10 protein-coding genes are annotated in these 25,682 nt (G+C 72.0%); 9 read left to right on the top strand and 1 reads right to left on the bottom strand.

The window, feature by feature from the left end; translation table 11 throughout:
• Window positions 1–118: 118 nt before the first annotated feature.
• The gene (gene eccCa, locus ABZT12_RS32485; protein WP_356391231.1) at window positions 119–4,105 is read right to left on the bottom strand and encodes a type VII secretion protein EccCa; all 3,987 of its coding nucleotides are present in this window, start codon (window positions 4,103–4,105) and stop codon (window positions 119–121) included.
• A gap of 542 nt (window positions 4,106–4,647) precedes the next feature.
• On the opposite strand from eccCa, the gene eccD reads away from it, so the two are divergent.
• The 9 genes from eccD to ABZT12_RS32530 all read left to right on the top strand — a co-directional run bounded on the left by eccD (window position 4,648) and on the right by ABZT12_RS32530 (window position 25,599).
• On the top strand, window positions 4,648–6,042 hold the full coding sequence (eccD, locus tag ABZT12_RS32490; protein WP_356391233.1) for a type VII secretion integral membrane protein EccD: 1,395 nt from the start codon (window positions 4,648–4,650) through the stop codon (window positions 6,040–6,042).
• Window positions 6,043–6,145: 103 nt separating this feature from the next.
• Window positions 6,146–7,717, top strand: coding sequence for a type VII secretion protein EccB (gene eccB, locus ABZT12_RS32495; RefSeq protein ID WP_356391235.1), 1,572 nt, complete (start codon window positions 6,146–6,148; stop codon window positions 7,715–7,717).
• 116 nt (window positions 7,718–7,833) lie between these two features.
• A complete protein-coding gene (locus tag ABZT12_RS32500; protein WP_356391237.1) occupies window positions 7,834–8,178 on the top strand; it encodes a hypothetical protein in 345 nt (114 codons plus the stop codon).
• Window positions 8,179–8,228: 50 nt separating this feature from the next.
• Entirely contained in the window at window positions 8,229–8,534 is a 306-nt protein-coding gene (locus ABZT12_RS32505) for a WXG100 family type VII secretion target (RefSeq protein ID WP_081546522.1), read from the top strand.
• A gap of 130 nt (window positions 8,535–8,664) precedes the next feature.
• The gene (locus ABZT12_RS32510; RefSeq protein ID WP_356391239.1) at window positions 8,665–9,096 is read left to right on the top strand and encodes a type VII secretion system-associated protein; all 432 of its coding nucleotides are present in this window, start codon (window positions 8,665–8,667) and stop codon (window positions 9,094–9,096) included.
• A gap of 28 nt (window positions 9,097–9,124) precedes the next feature.
• Entirely contained in the window at window positions 9,125–11,806 is a 2,682-nt protein-coding gene (locus ABZT12_RS32515; RefSeq protein ID WP_356391241.1) for an AAWKG family protein, read from the top strand.
• Window positions 11,807–11,840: 34 nt separating this feature from the next.
• Entirely contained in the window at window positions 11,841–12,290 is a 450-nt protein-coding gene (locus ABZT12_RS32520) for a YbaB/EbfC family nucleoid-associated protein (protein ID WP_356391243.1), read from the top strand.
• Between the two features lie 57 nt (window positions 12,291–12,347).
• The gene (locus tag ABZT12_RS32525; RefSeq protein ID WP_356391245.1) at window positions 12,348–12,683 is read left to right on the top strand and encodes a hypothetical protein; all 336 of its coding nucleotides are present in this window, start codon (window positions 12,348–12,350) and stop codon (window positions 12,681–12,683) included.
• Window positions 12,684–12,699: 16 nt separating this feature from the next.
• Window positions 12,700–25,599, top strand: a complete 12,900-nt coding sequence (locus ABZT12_RS32530; RefSeq protein WP_356391247.1) for a hypothetical protein — start codon at window positions 12,700–12,702, stop codon at window positions 25,597–25,599.
• Window positions 25,600–25,682 lie beyond the last annotated feature (83 nt).

Here is a 25,682-nt window from a genome sequence, read left to right on the forward strand (position 1 = left end):
GGTTGGGGCGGCCCCCCCCCCCCGCCCGGCCGCCCCACCCCCGGGGTGGGGGCGCGGGGGGGGGGAACAGGGCCCCCCGGGGGGGCCCCCGGCGGGGGGGCCGGGCCCCTCCGCGGTGTCAGTCCTCGCCCAGCAGAGCCGTCTGCACCTGGAACGTCTTGCGGCGGGTGATGCGCAGCGCCCGGCCCGGCACCAGGACTCGGGGCTTGACGCTGCCGAACAGATACCCCTCGGACGGCGGGCAGGACAGCAGCAGGCCCGGGGTGTTGATCTCCAGCATCCGGCGCAGGACCGAGTCGCCCAGGCCCCGTCCGGCGCCCGCGGCGGACCGTGTCACCACCAGGTGGAAACCGACCTCGTAGCCGAGCGCCAGGAAGTCCAGCAGCGGTTCGAAGGGGCTGCGCCCGAGCGGCGCGTTGATCAGGTCGTAGTCGTCGACGAGGACGAACAGGGTCGGCCCCTGCCACCAGTCCCGCAGCGGCATCCGGGACGGCGCGATGTCCGGACCCGGCATCCGGCTGCGCAGCGCGCGGGCCGCGCCGTCGGCCAGTTCCCGCAGTTGGTCCACGGAGACCGCGTGGCCGAGCCGGTACTCCTGCGGCACCGCCTCGACGAGTTCCCGGCGGTAGTCGACGACGAGGACCCGCACCTCGGCGGGGGTGTAGCGCTCGGTGATGCCCTTCGCGACCAGCCGGAGCAGGTTGGTCTTGCCGGTCTCGGCGTCACCGACGACGACCAGGTGGGGGTGCTCGGAGAAGTCGTGCCAGGCGGGCGCCAGCTTCTCCTCCTCCACACCGAGCGCGACGCGCAGATCGCCCTCGGCGGGCGGCAGTCCGGCGGCGGAGAGCCGTGCCGGCAGCATCCGCACGGGAGGCGCCGGTGGCCCCGCCCAGTGCTCGGCGACGGACCTGACGACCTGCGCGACGCCGTCCGCCAGGTCCTCCTGGTGCCGCACGCCGTCCAGCCGCGGCAGCGCGGCGAGGAAGTGCAGTTTGGTCTCGGGGGTCAGGCCGCGGCCCGGGACCCGGGGCACCGAGCGGGCCCGCCGGATGTCGATCACCGACTCCATCGGGTCACCCATCTTCAGTTCCAGGCGGGTGCCCACCTGATCCCTGACCTGAGCGGCGAGTTCGACCCACCGGGTGGTGGTGACGATGAGGTGCACACCGTAGTTCAGGCCGCGCAGCGCGAACTGCGACAGGGTGGCCACATGGTCGAGGAAGTCCTGCCGCAGGGTGCCCCAGCCGTCCACGACCAGGAACACGTCGCCGTACGGCTCGTCGGGGAACTCCCCGGCCGCCCGCCGCTTGCGGTACGTCGACATGGAGTCGATGCCGTGTTCCAGGAAGAACCGTTCGCGTTCGGCCAGCAGCGAGGCCACCGCCCCGACGGTCCGGCCGATCCGCTCCCCGTCGACATGGGCCGCGACACCGCCGACGTGGGGTAGCCCGGCGAGCCCGGTCAGGCTGCCACCGCCGAAGTCCAGACAGTAGAACTGGACTTCGCGCGGGGTGTGGGTGAGGGCGAGGGCGGTGATCAAGGTGCGCAGCAAGGTCGACTTGCCGCTCTGCGGGCCGCCCGCGATCGCCACATGGCCGCCCGCCCCGGACAGATCCACTTCCAGGTGGTCCCGGCGCTGCTCGAACGGCCGGTCCACGATGCCGATCGGGACCCGCAGACCGCCCCGCGCCACCGCCGACGCCCCCGACCCGCCGGCCGGGACCGTCAGGCCGCGCTCGGCGTCCGGCGCCGTCGGTGGCAGCAACTGGTCCAGGGTCGGCGGCAGTCCGAGCGGCGGCAGCCACACCTGGCGGGCCGCGGGACCCGAGTCGCGCAGCCGCTCCACGGCCGTGGCGAGCAGGCTCCGAGCGTTCGCCTCCTCGGCGGCGGCGGCCTCCGCCTCCGCCCGCACCACGGACTCGGGCAGCTGTCGCGGCGCGATCCAGCCGACGCTCCAGGGGGTGACCTGCCCGGCCACCTGCGCGCGGGCCAGGGCGCCGCGCCGACGCCGGTAGGTCCCGGAGACGTACGCGGCCCGGAACCGGGTCAGCGCCTCCACCCCGCTCTTGAGATAGCCGCTGCCCGGCTGGGAGGGGAGCTGGTAGGCGTCGGGCACGCCGAGCACACCCCGGCTCTCCATGGCGGAGAAGGTGCGCAGACCGATGCGGTAGGAGAGGTGGCTCTCCAACTGGTGCATCCTGCCTTCGTCCAGACGCTGGGAGGCCAGCAGCAGGTGGACGCCCAGGGACCGCCCGAGACGGCCGATCATGACGAACAGCTCCATGAACTCGCTGTGCGCCGCGAGCAGTTCGCTGAACTCGTCGACGACGACGAACAGGCTCGGCAGCGGCTCCAGCGGGGTGCCCGAGGCGCGCGCCTTCTCGTACTCCAGGGCGGAGGTGTAGTTGCCCGCGGCCCGCAGCAGTTCCTGACGGCGCATCAGTTCGCCGTGCAGGGCGTCCTGCATGCGGGAGACGAGCGCGACCTCGTCGGCCAGGTTGGTGATCACCGCGGAGGTGTGCGGGAGTTCCTCCAGGCCGAGGAAGGTCGCGCCGCCCTTGAAGTCGACGAGCACGAAGTTGAGGGTCTGTGAGGAGTGGGTCAGTGCCAGTCCGAGGACGAGGGTGCGCAGCAGTTCGCTCTTGCCGGAGCCGGTGGCGCCGATGAGCATGCCGTGCGGGCCCATGCCGCCCTGCGCGGACTCCTTGATGTCGAGTTCGACGGGCGCCCCGTCCGCGCCGACCGCGATCGGCACGCGCAGCCGCTCGGTGGCCCCGGAGCGGGCGGCCCAGTAGTCCGCCGGATCGTGCTGGTGCAGGTCGGCGATGCCGAGCAGTGAGGTCAACTGGACGTCGGAGGCGAGCGGTTCGGTACTGTCGGTGGCCAGACTCAGCCGGTACGGGGCGAGCAGCGCGGCCAGCGTCCGGGCCGCCGCCGGGCCCATCCGGTCGGGGCGGCCGAGGGTGGTGGTCTGCTCCTGGCGGCTGCGGTCGGTGCGCACCAGGCGCAGTTCGGGGTCGGTGAAGTCCAGGCGCAGTGTCGTACGGCCGGGCCGCCAGGTCAGCGCGCCCGACAGGTCGACGACGACACTGTTGCGGAAGCCCTGTCCGTCCAGCCGGTGCCCGGCGGGGACTTGGCCGCCGTCCACGACGATCACGGTGAACGGTTCCTCGCGCCCCGGCACCGCGTCCGGGTCGAAGGCGGGCCGCTCCTGGAACTCGGCGCCGAGCAGGTTCTCCAGTTCGGTGACCGACGGCGCGACGAGGCGGACCGGTCCCGCGCCGTCACGGTCGTGCCGGTGCTGGGAGTGCGGCAGCCACTTCAGCCACTCCCAGTCGGCCCGCCGCTCGTCGGACACGCACAGGGCCACCCACAGGTCCTCCGGGGCGTGGAACGCGGCGAGTTGGGCCACCAGGGCGCGGGCGGCCGACCGGATCCGGTGCTCGTCGCCTCGGGTCAGCACCTTCGACCAGGCGCGCAGATAGACCGCGACGGGCTGGTCGGGGACGGTCGAGTAGGCGCGGATGAACCGCCGCAGGGCGTTCGCGCTCAGTGGCTCCAGGTCCTCGACCGGCTTGGTGGAGACCGGGCTCAGCCGCACCCCGAGCCGCTGGTCGCCCACGGCGATCCGCACCTCGGCGAAGTCGTCGTCGGCGGGGCGGCGTTCCCACAGCCGGGTGGTGCGCACCATCGACCAGAGCACGGCGGGGTCGGGATGGCGCCAGACCAGAGCCTCCCGCTGCTCGGTCACCGCACGGCGGACCTTCTTGCGCACCTGCGCCAAGTACCGTAGGTAGTCCCGCCGTTCACCCTTCGTACGGCGCTTGCGCTCACCCCGGCCGCGCATCATCTGGCCGACCAGCATCGCCACCATGGACAGCATCATCATGCCCATGGCTATGTAGCTGAGGGCGGAGTTCTCGCCCGGCCGCAGGAACATCACCAGCATCGACGCGGACATCATGCCCATGGGCAGGAAGGTCCAGACGGCGGACGAGTCCGCCTGCGTCTCCGGCAGGGTGGGCGGCTCCTGGAGCGCCAGTTCGCCCTGGGGCATGTCGGGACCGCGACGGCGGGCCGGCCTGCGGAAGAGTTCGACGGACAACGGGATGACGCTCCTTCGGTGGGGGTCCGGAGGGTTCGGGTCCCTCGACGTGCTCCCGCCCTCGGACGGAGTACGGCGGACGCCGGGCGGACACCGGGCGAATCGCCGCACGGGCTCCGCCGCCCGGCCCTCGCCCCGCCGGCCGCCTCTCGCGGCCGGGAGCGTCTCCACGAACCCCACGGGGATCCTAGGCGGCCCCGAGTGCGTAAAAAGTGTTCGTCCCCGGAGGGGGAGCACGGCGGCCGTGACCGGCTCCGGCGGGACACGCACCGCCCTCCCCGGCCCCGCGACGGCGCCGGCACGGCCGTACGGTCCGGGCACAGCGACCCTCGTCGCCGGTCAGTTTTCCCTCACACAGGCCTGCCTACGATCGCCCCGGTGCTTGCGGGGCGGACGGCCGGACCGTCAGTAATCGGTGTCCCCGCCCGCCCCGCCCCGTCCGGATCCGCCCGCACGACGGGCCGTCGAAGAACTTCGGGACCCCAACAGCCCTGCGTGTCCCAAGAGTTGCTGAAGAAGAGCCGAAGAAGAAAGGCAGGAGTGTGAGCGACAACGCGCTGGCCGGTCTCTGCCGCGTGAACATACGGACGTCCGAACGGTCCGTCGATCTCGCCGTGCCCTCGGACGTCCCGATCGCCGATCTGCTGCCCGTCGTCATCGGCTACGCCGGCGACGACCTGGAGGAAACCGGACTCGAACACGGCGGCTGGGTGCTCCAGCGGCTCGGCGGCACACCGCTGGACCTGGAGGCCACCGCGCACTCCCTGCAACTCCGCGACGGCGACACCCTCTACCTGCGACCGCGCGTCGAGACCCTGCCCGAGGCGCACTTCGACGACCTGGTGGACGGCATGGCCGCCACCCTGCGCGAGCGCCCCCACCAGTGGTCCCAGGACGCGACCCGCTGGCTGCTGCGCGCCCTGCTGGTGTGCTCGGTGGCCGTCGCCCTGGCGATCCTCGTGCTGCCCGGCGCCCACGTCGCCGTACGCGCCGTCACCGAGGCGCTGATGGGCGTGGTCCTGCTCGCCGGGGCCGCCGCGGCCAGCCGTGCCATGGCCGACAACGGCACCGCCACCGCGCTCGCCGTGATGGCCGGACCCTGCCTGGGCGCCGCCGGCTGGCTGCTGCCCGTACTGGGCGCGGGGGACGGCTCCGCCTCGACCGGCAGCCGACTGCTGTCCGCCGCCGCGGCGTCGGCGGCGGGCTCGGGACTTGCCCTGATCCTGATCTCGGGGCCGGCCCGCTTCTTCCTCGCCTCGGCCGTGGTCGCGGTCGCCGTCTGGCTGGCCGGACTGCTCATGGTCCTCGCCGGACTGCCGGCCGCGCACGCCGCCGCGCTCATCGCCGTCGTCGCCACCCTGCTCGGCGCGAGCGTCCCCGCCGCGTCGTTCTGGCTGGCGGGACTCCGTATGCCTCCGCTGCCCACCAACGCCGAGGAACTCCAGCAGGGCATCGACCCCGAACCCGGCGAGCGCCTCGTCGTCCGCACGATCCGCGCCGAGGGCTGGATGACCGCGCTGTACGGAGCGGTGGGGGTGATCTGCGCGGGCGCCCTCACCGCCCTGGGCGGTGAGCCCACCACCCAGGCCCGCGTCACCACCCTCGTCCTCGCCCTGCTGCTCACCCTGCACAGCCGGGGCATCGGCAACGCCGTCCAACGCGTGTCGGTGCTGGTGCCCGGCCTGTGGGGCGCGGCCGTCCTGGTCCTCTCCCTCGCCCTGCGCTCCGGCACCACGGACCGGCTGCTGCTCGTCGTGCTGCTGTCCGGCCTGGCCGCCGCGCTGGCCACGCTCTGCTGGGCGCTGCCGGGCCGCCGCCTCGTCCCCCACTGGGGCAGAGCCGCGGAACTGCTGCACTCGGCGTCGGCGATCGCCCTGCTGCCCCTGGTCCTCTGGGTGCTCGGCGTCTACGGCCGGATGCGCGGCGTCCTCGGCTGACCGGCCGGAGCGCGTGGAGCGGTCCCTGGGCGCGCGCCATGTACCGGGTGCGCGCGGCAGGTGACGACGACAGAGCCAGAGACGAGAAGGAAGGGAGGATCCGGTGCAGTCCAAGCGCGACCAGGTCGAGGCGCACGTCTTCATGATGAGCCGCCTCACCTCCGGCATGCTGCTCACCGATCCGGACGCGCCGGAGAGCCCGATGGGCCGCACCAGCCGCGGTGCCGCCTGGGGGCTGCTGTTGGGCGCCCTGGGCGCCGCGGGCTGTGTCCTGTTCGGGGTGATGTCACCTGGCGGCGACGACTCCTGGAAGAGCGCCGACGCCGTCATCGTCCGCAAGGACACCGGCACCCGCTACATCTACCAGGACGGTGTCCTGCACCCGATCCGCAACTACGCCTCGGCGCGGCTGATCGGCGGCTCCGACCTCGCCACCCGCATGGTCTCCGGCGCCTCCCTGGACGGCACCCCGCGCGGAACCGCCGTCGGCATCACCGGCGCCCCGGACGACCTGCCCGCCGCCTCGGACGTCAACTCGGGCCCCTGGCTGGTGTGTTCCGGGAGGTACACGGCCGACGACGGCAAGCGGTCGGCCACTACCACCCTCGTCATCGGCTCCGAGCCGCCCGAGGGTGACGGGCTCACCACCGGACAGGCACTCCTGGTCATCTCCGCCGGCGGCGACCGGTTCCTGGTCTGGCACGGCCGCCGGCTGCCCCTCGACACCGTGCACGGCGCACAGCGCGCCCTCGGCTACGGTGACGCCACCGCCCGCAACGTCTCCGCCGAGTTCCTCAACAGCCTGCCCCTGGGACGGGAGTTGGCGCCCCTCGCGGTGCCGGGACGGGGCACGGCGGGCCCGTCGCTCGACGGCCACGCCACCCGCGTGGGCCAGGTGTTCACCGTGCAGGTCCCGGACGGCCCGGTCCGCTACTACCTGCTGACCGGGCAGGGTCTGCGCCCCGTCGACGCCACCCAGGCGGCGCTCGTACTGGGCGATCCCCGTACCAGGAAGGACAGTTACGGCGGTGAGCCGCCGGCCGCGGTGGCGCTGGCCACCGACACCCTCGACGCCCATCTCGCCCGCTCCGGCACCGGGGACACCGATTCCGCGCAGTGGCCCTCGGGCCCGCCCCGGCTGGTGGAGCCCGCCGGACGGCAGGACCTCTGCGTGAACGTGGAACCCACGGACGGCGGCCCGGTGACGAGCGTCGCCGTGGTCTCCACCCTGGAAGCCTCGCCCGCCGTGGCACCCGAGGGGGTGCAGGCCGCCTGCTCGCCCGTGGACGCCGTCGCGGTACGGCCGGGCGCCGGAGCCGTGGTGCGCGCGCTGGGTGCGGGGGGCGGGGAACTGGGCGACACCACGTACCTGGTGACCGACACGGGAGTGAAGTACCGCATGCCCTCGGGGCAGGCCGTCACGGATCTCGGCTACGGCGGGACGCGGCCGGCGGCCCTGCCCTCGACGCTCCTGGAGATGCTCCCGACCGGCCCCGACCTCGATCCCGACGCGGCCTCCGGAGCCACCGCCGCACACACCACACAGGCCGGGGGCTGCACCGGCGGCCCAGCGCGCGACGACGCCGCCGGGACGCCGAGGGGACCCGCCGACGGCACCCCCACCGGTCACGCCGCCACCTCCGCCTCCGGCCTCGCCGCGGGCGGGGAGGAGTGACCACCAGCGGCCCCCGAGCCACCCCGGCCCGTCCCGGACCGTCCCGCCGAGGCGGGACCGGGAGACAGCACGACCGACAGCATCCGACCGCCGCACCCAGTGGAAAGAGGTAACCCGTGAGCACACCGATCCAGCAGTCGTCGCAGTCGTCGACACTCCTCGGCATCAACGCCCTCACCAGCGCCCACGCGGGCATCCAGCGCTGCAAGACCGACGTGGACACCACCGCGGGCGGCCTGGCCACCAGTTACAGCTCCGCCTCCGAGGACGGCCGGGAGTTCCAGAAGCTGCTCCAGCAGTGGGACGGCCAGGCGCAGATCATCCTCAACAAGCTGCAAGGCCTGATCAACAACCTGAACACGACGATGCAGCACCACAACTCCACCCAGTCGGCCAACACCGACATGGTGCGCACCTCGCAGAGCACGTCGGACTCCGCCTACAGCCAGCTGACCGGCTGACCGGTCGACCGGCCGACCGGGAAACCACCCTTACGACCCGAGGAGTTGCCATGAGTGCCGACGGTGTCATCCACGTCGAGTACAACCACGTCGAGCAGGGCGTGGAGGACCTGATCCAGCAGACCAGGGCCATCGAGACCACGCTGGACAACCTGGAAGCCGAGCTGGGAGAGCTGAAGGCCACCTGGCAGGGCTCCGACGCCCAGGCCTACACCGACGCGCAGCGCGACTGGAACAACGCGGTCATCGCCATGGAGCAGCTGCTGATGTCCCACGCCACGCTGCTCGGTGAGGTCTCGAACAACTACCGGCAGACCGAGAACAGCCTCACCCAGATGTGGAGCGAGCTGTCCTGACCTGCGGGCCGGGCCGCACCGCCGGCGGTCGTGTCGCACGCCCGCCGTGCCGCACCGCCGTCCGGCGGGGCGTCCCGGCCACAGCGGCGCGTCAAGCAACCCGGCAAGCAACCCGGAAGGGAGAAGAGACATGGCAGACCTCACGCACCTCGACGCGAGCCAGCTGACCTCGTTCGTCGAACACGAACTGACGACCTTCAGCGGAGACCTCACGAAGATCCGCGACGACTCGGCCGACCAGCCGCCCATCGAGTCGCTGTTCACCATCCACTCGGCGCTCAGCGCCACCCCCGACAGACAGCTCGCCATCGGCCCCATGGGGACCGCCGGCACGGTGCACGGTGACACGCTGCGGACCAACACGGTCGCGCTGGCGAAGAACGTCGACCAGGTCTTCGTCAAGCAGAAGAAGCTCTTCAACGACATGGAGCGGGACCTCAGGGACACCGTGACGACCCTGCTCAACACCTCCGGGTCCTCGTTGCAGGCCCTGGCCACCGACCGGTTCATCTCGTCCATGGCCGACGTCGGCCAGGACCTCGGCGGCACCGGCTCCGCCTGACCCCCACCCACCAGGAGTTCCCAGCACCATGGCAGACGAAGGCAAGTGGGAGCAGGCGGTCTACCTGATGACCGGATGGAAGGTTCCGGCCAGGGGCACGGTCACCAGCGACCTCCAAGGCAAGGCCGGCCTCAACGGCGGCAGCGGTGACGACGGCGTCGACACCCCCTGGTTCTCCGTGACCATCTCCAACGTCGGGAAGACCGACGCGACGGCCGCCGCCCAGCGGCTGGCCGCGCAGGGCGGGAACTACGTGCTGTTCTTCGCGGGCACCGGCGACGCGGGTCCGATGGAGAACGCGAAGTCCCTCAACCTGTATGTCGCGAAGGTCACTTACGCGTGGCAGACCGGCAGCGGCGTGAGCGGGACCAACTTCCACAAGTACGCCAACGGTGTCGCGTCCGCCCTGGACCAGCTCCAGGCCTCCCCCTGGAAGACCACCGGTTTCTCCTTCGACGGACTGGCCGTGACGGAGACCGACTCCGTCGACCTGGGCACCTTCTCCTACCGGGCCAAGTCCCTCGACCGGGCGAAAGTGTTCTTCGAGGAGCACCAGACGCGGCTCGACGGCTGGGTCAACGCCATGGGACGGGACGACGCGGCCTGGCAGGGCAACGCGGCCGGCGTCTTCGTCAACCTCCTCGACACCCTGCGCAAGCAGTACAAGCACTACGACGAGCAGTTGGCGCCCAACGGCTTCAGCACCCAGAGCGCGAGCGTCGTCGACGGCTATGCCAGCAAGACCTTCCAGGGCAACGGTCTGATCGAGGCGGAGCACGCCCTGAGCACGGCCGTCAAGACGCTCAGGGACGCCTGGACGAAGTGGCACGGCGACCAGAGCGGCACCGTCACCGGAAAGGCGCCGGACGGCTCCGCCAACACCCCCGCCGGCCACTGGAACCCGGAGGACGTGATGCGTGACGTCCTCACCGAGATCAAGCAGTGGCTCGACACCAACAACGCCGGCAAGGTGGTCACCCACTCCAACACCTACGGCACCGCGTACGGCGGCACCGACTACTGGTACGACCTCATGGAGGGGTTCAAGGAGAACGTACCGGCGTACGGCAGCCTCACCGACCCCGCCAACTGGGCGAAGATCGGCCAGGAGGCCGTGGCCCGCTGGAACAACGGCGTCACCGCCCATCTGGACCCCGCGGCCGACACAGCGACGACCACCCTCAGCGGCGCCTGGTCGAAACTCATGAACACCGACTGGGACCCCGGCTACGGCTTCGAGGAGGCGCCGTCCGCGACCCTCACCACGACGGGCGGCGGCAACGACGGCAACAGCGACTCCGGCTTCGATGTCAGCGACATCGCGAACATGCTGAACAACCAGAACTCCTCCGTCAGCAACGCCCTCAACGACATCGCCTCGTCCACCAACGACGCGCTGAACGGCGTGGGCTCGTCCACCAGTGACGCGCTCAACGACCTGATGTCCGGGGGGAGTTCGGGCAGCACCGGCACCGGCGGCGGCAGCGTCGGCACCACCGACCTCAACAGCGACCTCAACGACATCCTCGGCACCGACGGCCTGTCGGGCGACGGGACGGGAACCGACAGCACCGGCGGCAGCGGCAGCACCACCGACCTGGGCAGCTCGCCCACCTACACCTCGCTGCTCAACAGCGCGCTCAACGGCACCGGTTCGTCCAGCTCCGGCAGCACGAAAATCAACGCGGACGGCAGCATCACCGTCACCAACCCCGACGGCAGTACGAGGACCACCAGCCCGGACGGCACCGAGGTCACCAAGTACCCCGACGGCAGCACCCTCACCACCGACCCGGACGGCCGGACCACCCTGGTCGACGCCGACGGCAGCACCTCCACGCAGAACGCCGACGGCTCCGTGACCACCACCTATCCGGACGGCAGCGAGGTCACCCTCGACCCCGACGGCTCCTACACCGTCCAGAACGCCGACGGCGGAGTCAGCGACCTCGACCTGAAGCCCGGCCAGACCGTCACCAACCCCGACGGCAGCACCACCTCCCTCAACTCCGACGGCAGCATCACCACGAAGTACCCCGACGGCCTGGTCAGCACCCTCGAACCGGACGGCACCTACACCGTCGACGCCCCCGGCACCGGCGGAGTCGACACCTCCTCGCTGTCCCCCGACGGCTCGGGCACGACGGTGACCTCCGGCACCGGCCTCAACAGCTCCGGCACCTCGACCGGCACCGGCCTGAACGGCGCACTCGACAACCTCCTCAACGGCACCGCGTCCCCCACCGACTCCCTCACCACCGCGACACAGGACGGCGACTTCCTCTACGACGACGTCCCCTACACCTCGTCGCTCTCCGGCGCGCTCGGCGGCGGAGTCTCGTCCGGTGCCGGCCTCACCGGGTCCTCCGGTCTCAACCCCGGAGCGCTCGCCGCCGCCTCCCGCATGGGGGGCCTCAACGGCGAGATGACCGCGGCCGAACGCGTCCGGTCCGGCTACGCCGACGCCGACGCGGGCAGCGGCATCGCGCGCACTGCCGCCGCCCGGTCGGCCACGACCACCGAACAAGCCGCGGCCCGGGCCACCACCAGCTCGGGGATGCCGTTCATGCCTCCCGGCGCCGGCGCGGGACAGGGCGGCCAAGCCACCCAGAGCGAGGGACGCAACCGCACCACCTGGCTGTCCGAGGACGAGGAGATCTGGGGCACCGACGAGGACACCGCCCCCGCGGTCCTGGGCCGCGACGACTGAGCGCCACCGAGCGCGGAACCGAAGGAGACAGACCATGGAATCCGTCGAGGAACGGCTCGCCAAGGCCATGCAGGCCCTGGAGTCCACCAGGGCGGCGGTCGCCGACGCCGAGCGGAGACTGCGCGAGGCGTCCGTCACCGTGACGTCCAAGGACCGCTCGGTGGAGGTCACCGTGGGCGCCCAGGGAGACGTGCGGAACCTGCGGTTCCACGACGGCACGTACCGGTCGATGGCCCCGGCACAGCTCTCCGCCGTACTGCTGGAGACGATCGGCCAGGCCCGCGCCCGGATGGCCCGCCAGGTGACCGACACCTACCGGCCGATCTCCGAGAGCGTGCCCCGGCTGCCGGGGATGCCGGGCGCGGAGATCGACTGGGAGCTGCTGTTCGGCTCCGCCGACGACGAGGACGGCGGCGCGGCCGCCCGACGTAAGCAGGCAGGCAGGCTGCGCGACGAGATCGTGGAGGACCCGGCGCAGCCGTGAGGCGGACCGGGCGGCCCCGGCAGACAGCGCGGGCCCGAGAGACGAAGGAGAAGCACCATGGCGAGCTCGTTCGAGGCAAACCCCTATCTGACCCGCAGGGGCGCCCAGCTACTGGCGGACATCGCTGACCACGCCCACGCCGTGGTCAGCGACCTGGAGCACTACCGGAACACGCTCACCGGCTGGGCGGGCGTCGACGACGACTACGCAGGGCAGGTCGGCCCGCAGATCAAGCGCAACTACCGGCAGACCCTCGGCTCCGGTCAGCAGGTGACCGAGGCCATCGTCTCCGTCGTCGGCAACACCGCCGGCTCCGCGAAGCACGTCGAGCGCGCACAGGACGAGGCGTACGACGGCATCGCGGCCGAAGAGGCCCAGTACGGCAGGCACTGAGAGCGGGATGTGAACCATGGGTGATCTGAGGGTCTCGGAGGCGATGAACGGTGTTCTGATCGCGTTGATCGGTACGGGGCTGCCGCAGGCGAGTGAGACGGGGGCGCGGGTCTCCAGCCAGAAGCTGGCCGAATTCGGGCGCCGGATGCGGGAGTTGGAGCAGGACATCGGCTACTCGGTGGCGCACATCGGTGACTCGTTGCCGGGCGACGCGGGCCGTGAGTACGTGCGGGCGATGTCGGTGCTGACGGGCGCGGACGGCGGGACGAACTACCTGCGGGAGTACGAGCGGAGTCTGCGGGACGTCGCGGCGGGCCACCGCGACCAGTCGCTGAACATCCAGGAGAGCAAGTGGCAGATCATCGCGGAGCTGATCCGTCTGGTGATCGAGCTGACGATCCTGGCGGCGACGGCGTGGATCAACCCGGCGGCGGCGGGTCAGGCCGCGGCGGCGAAGGCGCGGAGCTCAGCGGCCTTCCTGACGGCGCTCGACCTGTTCCTGCGGCGGACGCACCTGATGCCGAGTCTGAGCGAGGCGCTGGAGGAGGCCTTCCAGACGTTGGTGGTGCGGCTGGGGCTGATGGCATTCAACGGTCCGGACATGCGGCCGTCGGGGGTGGACTGGCGGGCGGTGTGGCAGAGCGCCGCCTTCGGTGGTGCGGCGGGCTGGCTGTCGGGCCCCCTGCGCAACCTTGCCAACCGTTTCAACGGGATGTTCGCGAAGAGCGGGAGCCGGGGGCTGTTCAAGGACCTGTCGGGGGACGTCACGTCGAAGTCCGGGCGGGACCTCCCGAGTGGCGGGAGCGGCACGGGCAATTCGCCCCATGCGTTCGGGGAGTGGCTTGCGTCGTCGCCGCGGCGGGTGTCGGAGTTCGTGGCGGACGGTCTGACGGAGGCGTTGCCCGAGACGCTGCTGGCGATGGCGTTCTTCGGGACGCCGTTCTCGTGGAGCGCGTTCGCGACGACGTTCTGGACCTCGGCCGTCAGTGAGCAGACGTCGGATGTGCTGGGCGAGGGCGTGACCCACGCGGTCGGGAACGTCCGCGGAGCCTACGACGACTCGGCGCTCCGGGCGAAGGACACCGGAGGCGTGACCGGCGCGGCGGTCCCCACCAGCTCACGTGGCACCTCCTCCACGACGGGCGGCACCATCACCGCCACCGGGAACGGCAAGACCCGCCAGGCCCTGGGCACCGACGTGAACGCCCTCGACGTCCTCGACCGGATCGGCGCACCCGGCGTGACCGCCCCGACCACCCCGACCACCGAAACCACCGGGACCACCGGGACCGGCACAGGCCGCACCGGTGTGACGGACACCGAGTCGGCGCACACCCCCCGTACGACGGGAGGCTCGGGCACCCGGCCCGTCACGGAGCGCGCCGTGCCCGACGAAAACCTGGGCACCGACCGACCCGACGTCGCCACGGAGCCGATGGCCGAGGACGGCACGGCGTCCGGCACGACCGCGCTGCCCACGACCACGACCTCTCCGGGCAGCTCGATCGGGACCAACACCCCTTCCACGAACGCGACTTCGCCCACGGCCGGCACCAACCGGGCCATGAACACGCCGGCGCCCGAGGCGAACCGCGCCGATACGGCCTCCCTCGACAGCCGTCGAGCGGCGGCCCCGGAAGCGGCCCGGACCGCCGGCGCACCGCCCGCCGACGCGAACCGCCCGTCCACCACGTCCTCCCCGGCCACCGGCCGCCGTAGCCCCGCCGCCGAGTCCGCGCGGACCACCGAGACCGCCCAAACCTCCACTCCCGCCGCGACCTCGGAGAAGGGCCGCGCGGAGGACCGTTCCGTGCCGCCCGTGGCCGGGACGGCACGGCCCACCACGGCCACCGGATCATCCCCGTCGAGCCGGCCCACGACCACCGGGTCGCCCACCCCCGACACCTCCGCGCAGCTGGAAGGCGTCACCCCGCGCGAAGAACTCTCCGCGGCCTGGGCGGCGAACGCGCCGGCACCGGACGACATCACCACCGCCCACAACATCGTCCGTACGCACCAGAGGCTGACGGAGTTCGAACCCGCCGAGCGGCCCTCCTTCGCCGACCTGGACGCGGGCCAGCTGGCCGTCTACGCGGTCGCCCTCGACCTGAGCACGCACGGTGACATCGATCGCGCGGAGACCCTCTCCCGGCGGCTCGCCCAGGGGCGGCCGAGGGCGGAACGCGGCTACCTGCCCGGCGGCACCCGACAGGGAGAGCACGGACGGCCGGGCGAAGGCACGTCCGGCGGAACGAACCGCCACGAGCGCGTCTTCGGGCCCCGGGGCCCCCGCTCGGCGTCGGGATCCAGCGCCGCTGGGTCCGTCGAGCCCGCCCGGCGCACCGCGACGATCACGACGACCGCGTCGAACACGACACCGGCGGCCGTCCCCACGGTCCCCACCGCCACCACGTCGACCTCGACCACCTCGACGACCGCCCCAACCTCGACCTCGACCTCGACGGACGCGGCACAGCCGCGCTCCCGTCGTCTCCCCCTCCCACCCCGAGCCACCGCGAACCAGCCGGGCACCCGGGCGACCGGTTCCATGGAGCAGGATCGGTCCGCGGAGTCCTCGCGGACCGGCGCGGGACAGCGCCCGGCCGTCTCGACCGCCTCCTCCCTGCCAGCCACGAACACCGGCACATCGGCCGACGCGGCGTCCGGCGGACGGACCCGGCCGAGGCAGCAGCCCAAGGGGGTTCGCGGCCCCGACGTGGCGGGCCGTGACCGGAGCGCGCCGGCGAGTGCCACCAGGCGCGGGCCGGACACCTCACTGCCGGGCCACGCTCGCCGCGAGGTGTTCCGCACGGTCGACGTCGACGACCGCCCGTTCGAGGTGCTGCGGGTGGAACCGGACGGCGACTGCTTCATGACCGCGACACTCGCCGGCCTCTCCCGCCAGCTGCCCGGCTCCCCGACGGCCAGCCTGACGGTACGGCAGCTGCGCGACCACGTGGGCGACTGGCTCGCCGGGAGCAGCGCGGCGGCGGTGGCGCGGCGCGCCGAACTCGACTCCGGCCCCTCTCCCGTCCGGGTGATCATCAACGACCTGAGCCTCCCGCAGCTGGAACACCTCCTCCAGCGCACGGCTCCCCAGCCCACCCCAGAACAACTGGCCGCGATCGACCGCGACTTGAGCCGGCCGCAGTTCGTGCGGGAGCTGCTGCGCCAGTTCCCCGACCCCGCCGACCGGGCGGTCATCGGTGACTTCACGGCGGGTATGGCCGCCGCCCTGCTGCCCGACTTCACGCCGGATCCCACGCAGATCCGCCCGGCGGACCGCCGGCGACTCGTCGCGGAGCTGCGGCTGACGTCCCTGCGGGAGCAGGCGGCCCGTGAACTCGCCGCGGTCACTCCCCGCAGCCAGGCCCTCTACACGTCCCTGATCAGCTCGTACCCGGGCCTCCAGCGCATGTTCCCCCAGCTCCAGGACCTACAGACGCTCACCCCGGGCGCGGTCGCCGAGAGCGCGGCGCGCAACGTCGACATGTGGACGACCCCGTTCTACGACCAGGTGCCGCAGCTCACCGCCCTGGCGCTGGATCTGAACATCACGCCGGTGCAGCCGGTCGAGGGCCTGGACGACCTCGCCTTCGCCAACCCGCTGAACCCGTCCGCCGCACGCTCCCTGCACGTCTTCTACGAGGGAGGCAACCACTACTCGGCGATGAACCCGGTCGACGGGCCGGTCCCGGTCGCGTCCCCGGTGATGATCACCGACAACGAGCTGACCGGTGACAGCCCCGTGGACGACCTGCCGCCCGCCGCGCCCTGGGCCCCGCCCGCGCGCCCCGGCCGGCCGACCGCGCTCACCGCCATGCTGCGCGACAAGGGAGCCAGCGACAACCTGCTCGCCCGGTTGAACGACCTGTCACCGGACGCCGCCGACCGGCTCGGCCGGATGGCCACCCGGACACGTGCCACAACCGATCCCGCCGCCACCGACCAGGGGCCGCCCCCGCCGCCCGGCGCGGTGCTCGGTGCCGGTGCCGCCGCCCGCAGGCGCCGCGACGCCGCCAAGGCGCGGAAGCCCTCCTTCCTGTCTGAACCCCTCGTCCTCACCTTCCCCCAACGCGTGACCGCCATCGGGGCGGACCAGGCACGGGAGCTGGACACCCTGGTCGAACTGGCCGCGGAACAGGCGCTGATCAACGTGGCGACGGGAGTGCCGCTGCCCGTGCTCGGCATCAACACGGAGCCCGCCCGACGAGCCCGGTTCGTGCTGCCCGGCACCGGGACGAGGGACGAGGGCGCGGCACGTGAGCAGTCCGCCGAACGCTATGTCCGCGACCGGCTCGCCGAGGTCCTGCGGAACAAGCAGCCCGCGTACCGCAGACACCCGGTCACCGCCGACGACTTCCGCATCGAGACGGGCGCCCGGGCCCGGAGCAGGTCGCAGGAGACGGCACCCTCCACCACCGCGCAGCCCCGCCCCGCGAACACCGTAAGGATCACGCTCGACTACAGCCCGCCGCTCAACCCGGCACAGGAGGAACTCGCCCCGGAGGTCCTGCACAACGAGTGGGCCTATCTGGCGGGGGCGGTCAACCCCCGGCGCGAGGCGGCCCTGCAGATCGCCCTCACCGTCGTCCGTACCCATCAGCGGGTGACGGGCTTCCAGGTGGAGGCGGAGCCCGAGTTCGGGGACCTGCCGCTCTCCCACCGCGCGGTGTACGCCGTCGCGGCCGCCCTCGTCCGTGACCCGAACGACGTCCCGGCCCTCGAAGAACTGGCCCGGACGCTCGCGGCCAACCAGCCCCCGCCGCAGCACACCCCCCGGCCGGGGCCGCCCGCGCAGGGCCGTTCGCGGTTCGAACGGCCGCCCGGTGACCAGGCGCTGCCCGCCCCGCCGCCCGTCTCCGGCGGCACCACGTTCGCCACCACCGGCCGGCAGCACGTGGCGTCGCCCGTCAGCGTGCCCACCCCGGTCCGGCCACTCGGGCACCCCCGTGTGCTGGCGCTGCCCCTGGCGGTGATGACGCCCGCCGAGCGTCGGGCGGCGCTCCTCGGCATGACCGACGACGAGCGGGCCTGGCTCGCCACGGACCGCCAACTGGTCAACGATCTGCGGAAATCGCTGACCCGCGGGGAGTTCGCGCGGACCGCCGCGGCCCTCATGGTCGACGTGGCGCCCGGCGTGGACCAGCCGGTCTCCGCGCGCCGGGAGGCGCACCGCCTGTTCGCCGCGCTGCTGCGGGACCCGGAGACGGCCGAGCGGGTCCTGACCAGCGGCGCGCGCGTCACCGTGATCCCCAAGGACGTCCCCCTGACCGCCGTGGCGCCGTTCACGGCCCTGTCCGGGCGGACGCTCTCCGGCGGCCGGGTCTGGGACGACGTACGCGGCACTTCGGGTAAGAACACCGCGATCAGTGAGGAGAACCTCCTCGGCGAGACCTCCCCGCTGCCGGACAGCGAGTACGCCGACGGCTACTCGACGGCCGCGCACGAGCTGGCCCACATCGTCCACACCTACGGACTCTCCACCGCGGACCGTGCGGCGATCGACCGGTCCTTCCGGAACAAGACCGCGAAGGGCCCCGACACCGAATGGCCGGACGGCATACGCCGCGACCTGCGCGGCCGGGTCACCGACAACTACTCCGCCACCGACCCCCACGAGTACTTCGCCCAGCTCAGCAACGCCTACCTCGGCGTCAACACGGGCACCGACGCGGCCACCGGACGCCCCCGCAACAACGGCACCGACTACGTCCGCGCCCACGAGGGCCCCCTGCGCGCCCTCCTGGAACGCCTCTACGGCACCCATCCGGTCCTCCTGCGGACAGGCCCCGCCAACCCGGTCCACACGAACCGCGAGGAGAACGAGAAGTACGAAGCCGTCCGCCACCTCTACCCCGACCTGCCCCCGCTGCGCGAGGAACCCCCGCCGGCCGACACCCCCGTCGGTGAACTGGTGCGCTGGAACGGCCCGTTGACCGAGGCACAGACCGAGAGCGTGCGGAAGCGGGTCGCCGAACTCGGGAGAACCTCCCGGCTGAGCGCCGTCCGTATCGTGCGGGACCGGCTGACGAAACGCGCCGCCCGGCTGGAGGGCACCCGGTTCCAGGACGAGGCCCGGCACCTCAAGGAATGGGTCACCGGGGAACTCGGTCACGCCTCGAACGGGACCGGGATGAAGTCCCCGCCCAGGACCGTCAACTTCTTCTGGGTCGGCCGCCCGCTCTCGCCCGCCGCCGTCGCCAACGTGCTGGCCTGGGCCGAGACCGCCCGCACACACGGCTGGACCGTACAGATGTGGACGGACACCACCCCGGTCGTCATGGCAGGCGACAGCGCGGAGAAGCCGTCGCTGAGCACCTGGAGCACCGAGACCGGCCAGGCCTTCGAGGAGGCCGGCATCAGGTTCCGCTCGGTCCGTGACCTGTTCCCGCCCGACCGGGCGCCCGCCGACGGCGACGACGGCTTCACCCTCGTCAACCAGCGCCTGAAGAAGCTGCGTTCCGTCTACGACCGGGCGCGCACGACCCCGGCGGCGTTCCCGGTCGCCTCGGACGCCGCGCGGCTCGGCATCATGCTGTACGAGGGCGGCACCTACGCGGACGTCGACCTCGAACCCGGCACGGTGGACCTGTTCTCCCAGCCGCGCAAGATGGGCCGCTCCGACATCCCGCTCATCGGCCCCATGTTCCGTGACCAGGCGAGCTTCCGGGAGCAGCGCGCTGAGTTCGCCGAGCAACTGCGGCTGCGTCCGGACGAGTTGAGCATGGTGGACGTCGCCTCGTACGCCATGACCCATGGGCGGTTCGGCAACGCCCTGATGTCGACCGTCCCCGAGTCGTCGTTCTTCCGACGCGTCATCGACGCGATCGACGAGTCCATCGTCACCTGGAACGCGGAGGAACTGGCGGCGGGCGGGGCGTTCCTGACCGGCCCCCTGACCTTCACCAGGGCCGCCTACGAACAGAGCGCCACCTACGGTCTCGGCGAGGTGGACGGGTCCGAGCACGGTGTCGCCATGGACCCCTTCGAGGTGGAGCGCTGGGCGCACAGCGGCTGGCTCACGGACGAGAGCGAGAACCAGGTCGACCGCGCCCCGGCCGGCGCCCCCGTCCCGGGCCAGCTGCCGCCCCCGCTCCCGGAGAGAAGCGTCTCCACGCTCTCCGGCGGGCGGACCCACGCCGGGCCGGCCGTCCGGACCGGGCCCGGCTCCGCCGTCCCGGCCGACCCGGACCTGGACCCGACGGCCGCCACGCACGAGCCCGACGACTCCGACGACAGCTATGACAGCGACGACAGCGACGACAGCGACGACGAAGTGACCTTCACGGTCGGGGCGCGCCGCTCGTCCACCGCACCCCCCGCCGCCCTCATCCCGCAGGCCGTGGCGCGAGCCCACCGGCAACTGCTCGCCGACGGCACGATCGCGGCTATGTCGCCACAGGACCGGGCGGAGCTGAAGGCCAACACCATGCTGATGGACGTCCTCGCCACCGAGTTCACTCCCGCCCAATTCGGCCGGTTCGCCGCGGAGTTGATGGTCGAGGTCCCGCCGGGCACGCACCGGCCGGTCTCGGCACGCGCGGTCGCGCACGACCTGATCTCCCGTATGCTGCCGAACCCGCGGATCGCCAGGACACTGCTGGGTCGCGGGGCGCGAGTGGTGGTACTGCCACGGGACACGCCGCTCACCGAGCTGCCGTTCGCCCACCACCTCCGGGGCGGGACGACCCGGGACGGCCGTCCCTGGGACACCGTCAGAGGCGCACGGATCGGAGCGCACGCCGTGATCCCCGAGGAGAACCTGCTCGGGGAGTACCAGAGGACGGCCCCCTACCCCGACGGGTTCTCGTCCGCCGTCCACGAGATGGCCCACCTCATCCACGTCATCGGCATGGACGACGCCTCGAAGCGGCTGATCGATGACGCCTATGTCGCCCGGCGCGCCGAGGGCCCCGACCGGTCCTGGCCGGACGGCATCCGCCGGGACGTGCTCGGCAACCCGGTGGACAACTACTCCTCCACGGACGTTTTCGAGTACTTCGCCCAGCTCAGCACCGTGTATTTCGGCGTGAACAAGGGGCTGGACAAGGCCACCAGACGGAAGAAGTCGAACGGCGCCACATGGGTGGTGGACCACGAGCACGGACTGCGCCCGCTGCTCGAAGACGTCTACGGGCCCGTCGACGTCGCCGGGATCACCGTCCCGGTCAACCCCGTCGACCGCACCGTCCTGGAGGAACAGGGGTACCAGGGCGTACGCGCCCTGTTCGGCGGGGAACCGGACCGCTTCGACGAGCGGAGCGGCCTGGCCGCCGTGAACGACGTACTGCGGCAGGACGCCACGAGACCCCCGGACTCCGGACGCCTCCTGCGCGAACTGCCGCGAGCCACACCGCGGGAGCGAGCGGACCTGCTCCTCGGTATGGCCCCGGAGCACCGGCGGTGGCTGTCCCTGCACCACGAACTGGTCGACGACCTAGCGCGGTCGCTGTCCGCCCGGGAGTTCGCGGCCACGGCGGCGCTGCTCATGGTCGACGTCCCGGAGAACGCGCGGGACGCGGAGGAGACAGGAGCCCGGGCCCGGACGGTGCTCAGCCGCCTGCTGGCCGACCCGGGGGTGACGGCCCGGCTCCTGAAGGGCGGCGCTCACGTCACGGTGCTCCCGGACGCGGTGGCCCTGACCGACCTGCCGCAGTTCAAGCATCTCCGGGGGCTGCCGCCCGTCGCAGGACACCACTACGAGAACGTCACGACGCTTCAGGGAGTGCTCGGTACGGTCGTCCCCCAGGCGCTCCTGTTCGGCTCGGGAACGCCGGGTTCACCGGCAGAACTCGCGCGGGGCCTGGGCGAGGTGGCGGGCGCCCTGGCCCGCGCCGTCCATCTGTACGGGCTCACCTCCGAGGACCGTCTCCTGGTGGACGCCGCCTTCGACGCGAGGAAGGCCCTCGGACAGGACGCGCCATGGCCGGACGGGATCCGCCGCGGCCTGGACGGGCTGCCCACGGAGAACACCTCCTCGGAGAACACGAACGGCTACTTCGCCCAACTGACGAGGACCTATCTGCGGATGAACCGGGGCACCGACCCGGGGACCCTGCGACAGCGGGAGAACGGTGCCGCCTGGGTCGCGGCGAACGAACCCGGCCTCATGCCCCTGCTGAAGCGTCTGTACGGACCGCAGCACGACTTCTCCGCCGGCGGAACCGTCCCGGCGGCCGTCGCACAGCAGCCCCGCCCGTCCGCCACCGCCGGGCGGGACGCCGAACGATCACGTACCGCCGTGGCGGAGGAGAACGCGAGCCACCGCGGCGTGAGCGCCCTCTCCGGCGACCGGTTCGCCGACTCAGCACCGCGGCCCGCCCCCGTACCGTCCGCGATCTTCGTGCCCTCCGCGGTCTCCGCGACGCCGGGCACCCCGACCCACGCCGGGGCGCTGGGGGAGGACAGCAGCACCACGGCGGACGTCTCCGGCGGCACCGTCTTCGTCGCCGGAGCCACGTACCCGGAGGAGAAGCCCCTGACCGTCCGCTTCCCGCAGGGTTCGCGCACGATGGCGGACGGCGAGCACGGAGCGCTGCGCGGGCTGGCCCGGCGGGTGGCACGGGAGGCGCTGCGCGACCACGCCGCCGGACGGACACCACGGGCGATCCGGGTACGCGGCCGGGGCAACGGCTCGGCCGACTCCGGAGCCACCGGAAAGACGAGGGCGAAGAACACCGCACGGACCCTGGAGGCCTATCTCGCGGCCGAGTTGCGGACCCTTCAGACGGACGTCCGCCGCCCGCTCACCACCGGCGACCTCACTCTCCTGCACGGCTACGAGGACACCGCCGACCGACGCCGCATGGACCCGGCCGAGCGCCGCACCGCGATCGTCACCCTCGGCGACGAGGGACCCGACGGCGTCGAGTGGACTCCGCTGAGGGAGTCCGGTCGACGGGACCGTCACGAACTCGCCGAGACGCCGACGCGCGTCCTGTTCGGCAGGGGCGACAAGACCGTGTCGGACCGTGGCCGTCAGGACATACAGGATCTGGTGGACCGGATCGCCGTACGGGCCCTGCGCGAGCGCGGGCGGGGGGACGGGCCGACCGTGATCCGGGTGGCGGGCCGCGGCAACGGGCGGACCACGGCCGCGGCGACCGGAGCACTGCGGGCGGTGAACACGGGGGCCGCGCTGGAACAGGCCCTGGCCCGCAGGCTGGCGGAACTCCAGAGCGGAGCGGCCGACCCGCTGACGATCGACGACTTCACGATCGAGAGCGTCTACGACGATGCCCCCAGGGAGCTGTACGAGGACCCCCTGACCCATCGCCTGGCGACCATCACCGTCGACTGGCCGGCCCGGAAGGACGACGAGACCCAGGACCGCGACGAGGCCACGCACGAGGAGGAAGCCCCGCCCTCGGACACCGCCGAGGCAGTGGCGATCCGCGAGAGGCAGCGGGAAGAAGAAACCGGGGAGGAGACCGGGGAGAAGGCCGCGGAAGAGACCAGGAAGGAAGGAACTACGGAGGAGACGGAGCCCCGCGACGCGACCGACCGGGACTCCGCCGTCGGTTTCGACGCCATGCGCAGGCACCTGGCCGACCAGTGGTCACAGGGCGCCCCGAGCCCGGACGACATCACGATGGCCCACAACATCGTCCGGACGCATCAGAAGCTGACGCCTTTCGCAACGGAGACCGAGCCCTCCTTCGCCACCCTGGACCCGGGGCAGCTGGCCGTCTACACGGTCGCCCTGGACCTGCGGACGTACGACGACGAGGACCACGCCGAGGAACTGTCCAGACAACTGGCCCAGGGCCGGCCCAGAGCCGAGCGCGGCTACCTGCCTGGCGGTAGCGGCAAGGGGCCCGGCCGGCAGTCGAAACGACCCCATACGTCGGGCACTTCGAGCGCGAGGGCAGGCAGCACGAGGGGCACACACAGTGGTGGTGCCGCCAACTCCTCGATGGCGAGTGGATTCGGCGGTCACGGCTCGGGCTGGGGACAGGCGTCGGCTCACGCGCCGTACGGAGCCGTGGAGGCCGGCTCACCGGGCAGGAACTGGAATGCGTTGTCCGATGAAGAAGCGGTCAAGTATTTCGCGCGTGCGCCGAAGGAATTCCTCGACAACAACCTGGTGCTCTCGCGCTTGGACGAGGGGATGCAGGCGCGGTCGTCGAACTCCCCTTCCGATGTGGCCAGGTTCATCAATTGGATGAACGGTCAGGACCGGCACTGGTTCGTACTGACCAGGGACCCTCGACGGTCGGCGACAGAGGGTCAGCCGGTGTACCTGTTGACTCCGGCGGTGGAGAAATACGCGGAGCAGTTCCACGGCATGGACGCGGAGTTGCGGACGCTACTGAGGAATTTCCGCGTTCCCTCGCTGCGCGCCCCGGAAACGTACGTGACGGCGCACTTCGTTCCCTATATGACGGGATCCGCGGTGAATCCCGAGAGGAGTGTCGGCCACACCCAGATACCGGTGCTGGGGAGTGGGGCCGCCGGCGGCGCCGATTTCGTGTTCACTCCCTCGATGAACGGCTGTGCCCTGGTGGTGACCGAGAGCGAAGTGTGGGGCAACTTCACCGTGTGGCACTACCAGTCGCCGAACAGCGCCAGCAACGTGGAAGCGGCCGAGCAGTTCCGCCGTACGAAGCGGACTTTCGAATGGTTCGGGCACGAGCAGTACATGGGCACGATGGACGGAGCGATGCCCGAAGCCACGAACCTTATGTGGCGTGGGCGGGACGGATGGCAGATCCTCAGCCAGGACAATCACACGCCGTTCTTCAGCGGGAATTCGGCGACCCTCCTGAGGGTCCAGGCGAAGCCACTTTCCACCGGCCGCGGGTGGATCGACGTGGCCACGATCTACCGGTCGCTGGCGAACGACCTCCTGGGCGCGGTCAGAAAGGGCGATGGAGAGCACGTTCGACAGCTGGTCCGGGACGAGACGAATCTCAATCTCATCTCCGCCTACGAATTGGTGAGGACCCAGGCGGAGTCCGACGAGGCGGTCCTGCGGAACACCTCCACCCCGCAGACGCTGATGCTTGCCGCCCAAACGATTCAGGCCGGTCATCGAACGACGGACGAGAGCGTCGCTCACCTTCTGGGGCAGCAAAGGCTCAAGGAGGGCAAGTCGAAGTCAAAAATCTTCGGCCATCGGAAGAAGGCGGACGACTCGCAGCAGGGGCATCGTGATGCGGTACGGCAGCTCATTGCCGAGGCGTCCGACGGGAGGTGGCTCGGCAGCCTCTCACGGGAGGCCGCCACCATGGCGAACCAGACCTTGTCCCTGCCCTCCCCGGGTACAGCCTTCGACAACGACTACCCCCCCACTCCCGGCGGGGCGGCGGTGCAGATGGTCAGAACCGGTGACCCCACCTCCGCTGACGAGTACTGGCCCGGACCGGCCCCGACCTTCGCCTTCTCGCCCCCCTCCGTGCCGTCACACGGCTACTCACCGGCAGGGACGACTCAGCAGGGCTGGGCGAGGTCTCCGCAGGCCTATCCCCGACCAGGGTGGGGAGCGGCAGGGGGCAGCAACTTCGTTCCGGTCATGGGGAGTTCGGGCGGTCGGGTTTCGGGAGGGACGGTCTACACGGGCTATTCGGCCGCGATGCCGCCTGGTTCCGCCTCCGGTTTCGGGCTCGGTCCGGTTCCCGGGGGTTCGAGTGGTCCGAGCTCCGGGGCACCGGTGCACACGGCGTACTCCGCTGCGGTGCCTTCCGGCTATGGATACGGATACGGATACGGATACGGGTACGGCTACGGTCCTGGGCCGGTTCCGGGGGGTTCGGGCGCTCCGGTTTCCGGAGGAGTGGCGTACACGGGGTACCCCGGCGTCATGCCCCCCGGCCACCACTTCGGTGCACCACCGCAACAGCAGGACGACGAGCCGACAGGGCCCTACGACGAGGATTCGCCCGTGATCCCCTCCCGCGGACCCAACTGGTGAGTGACTGCCGGGACTTGCGAGCGGCCCGCGACCTCGGCAACCCCTTCCCCCGGGTGCCGCTCCTCGGCCGGCTCGATCGAGGA

Origin of the sequence: Streptomyces sp. NPDC005423 (assembly GCF_040606415.1) — a bacterium.
Taxonomy (GTDB): domain Bacteria; phylum Actinomycetota; class Actinomycetes; order Streptomycetales; family Streptomycetaceae; genus Streptomyces.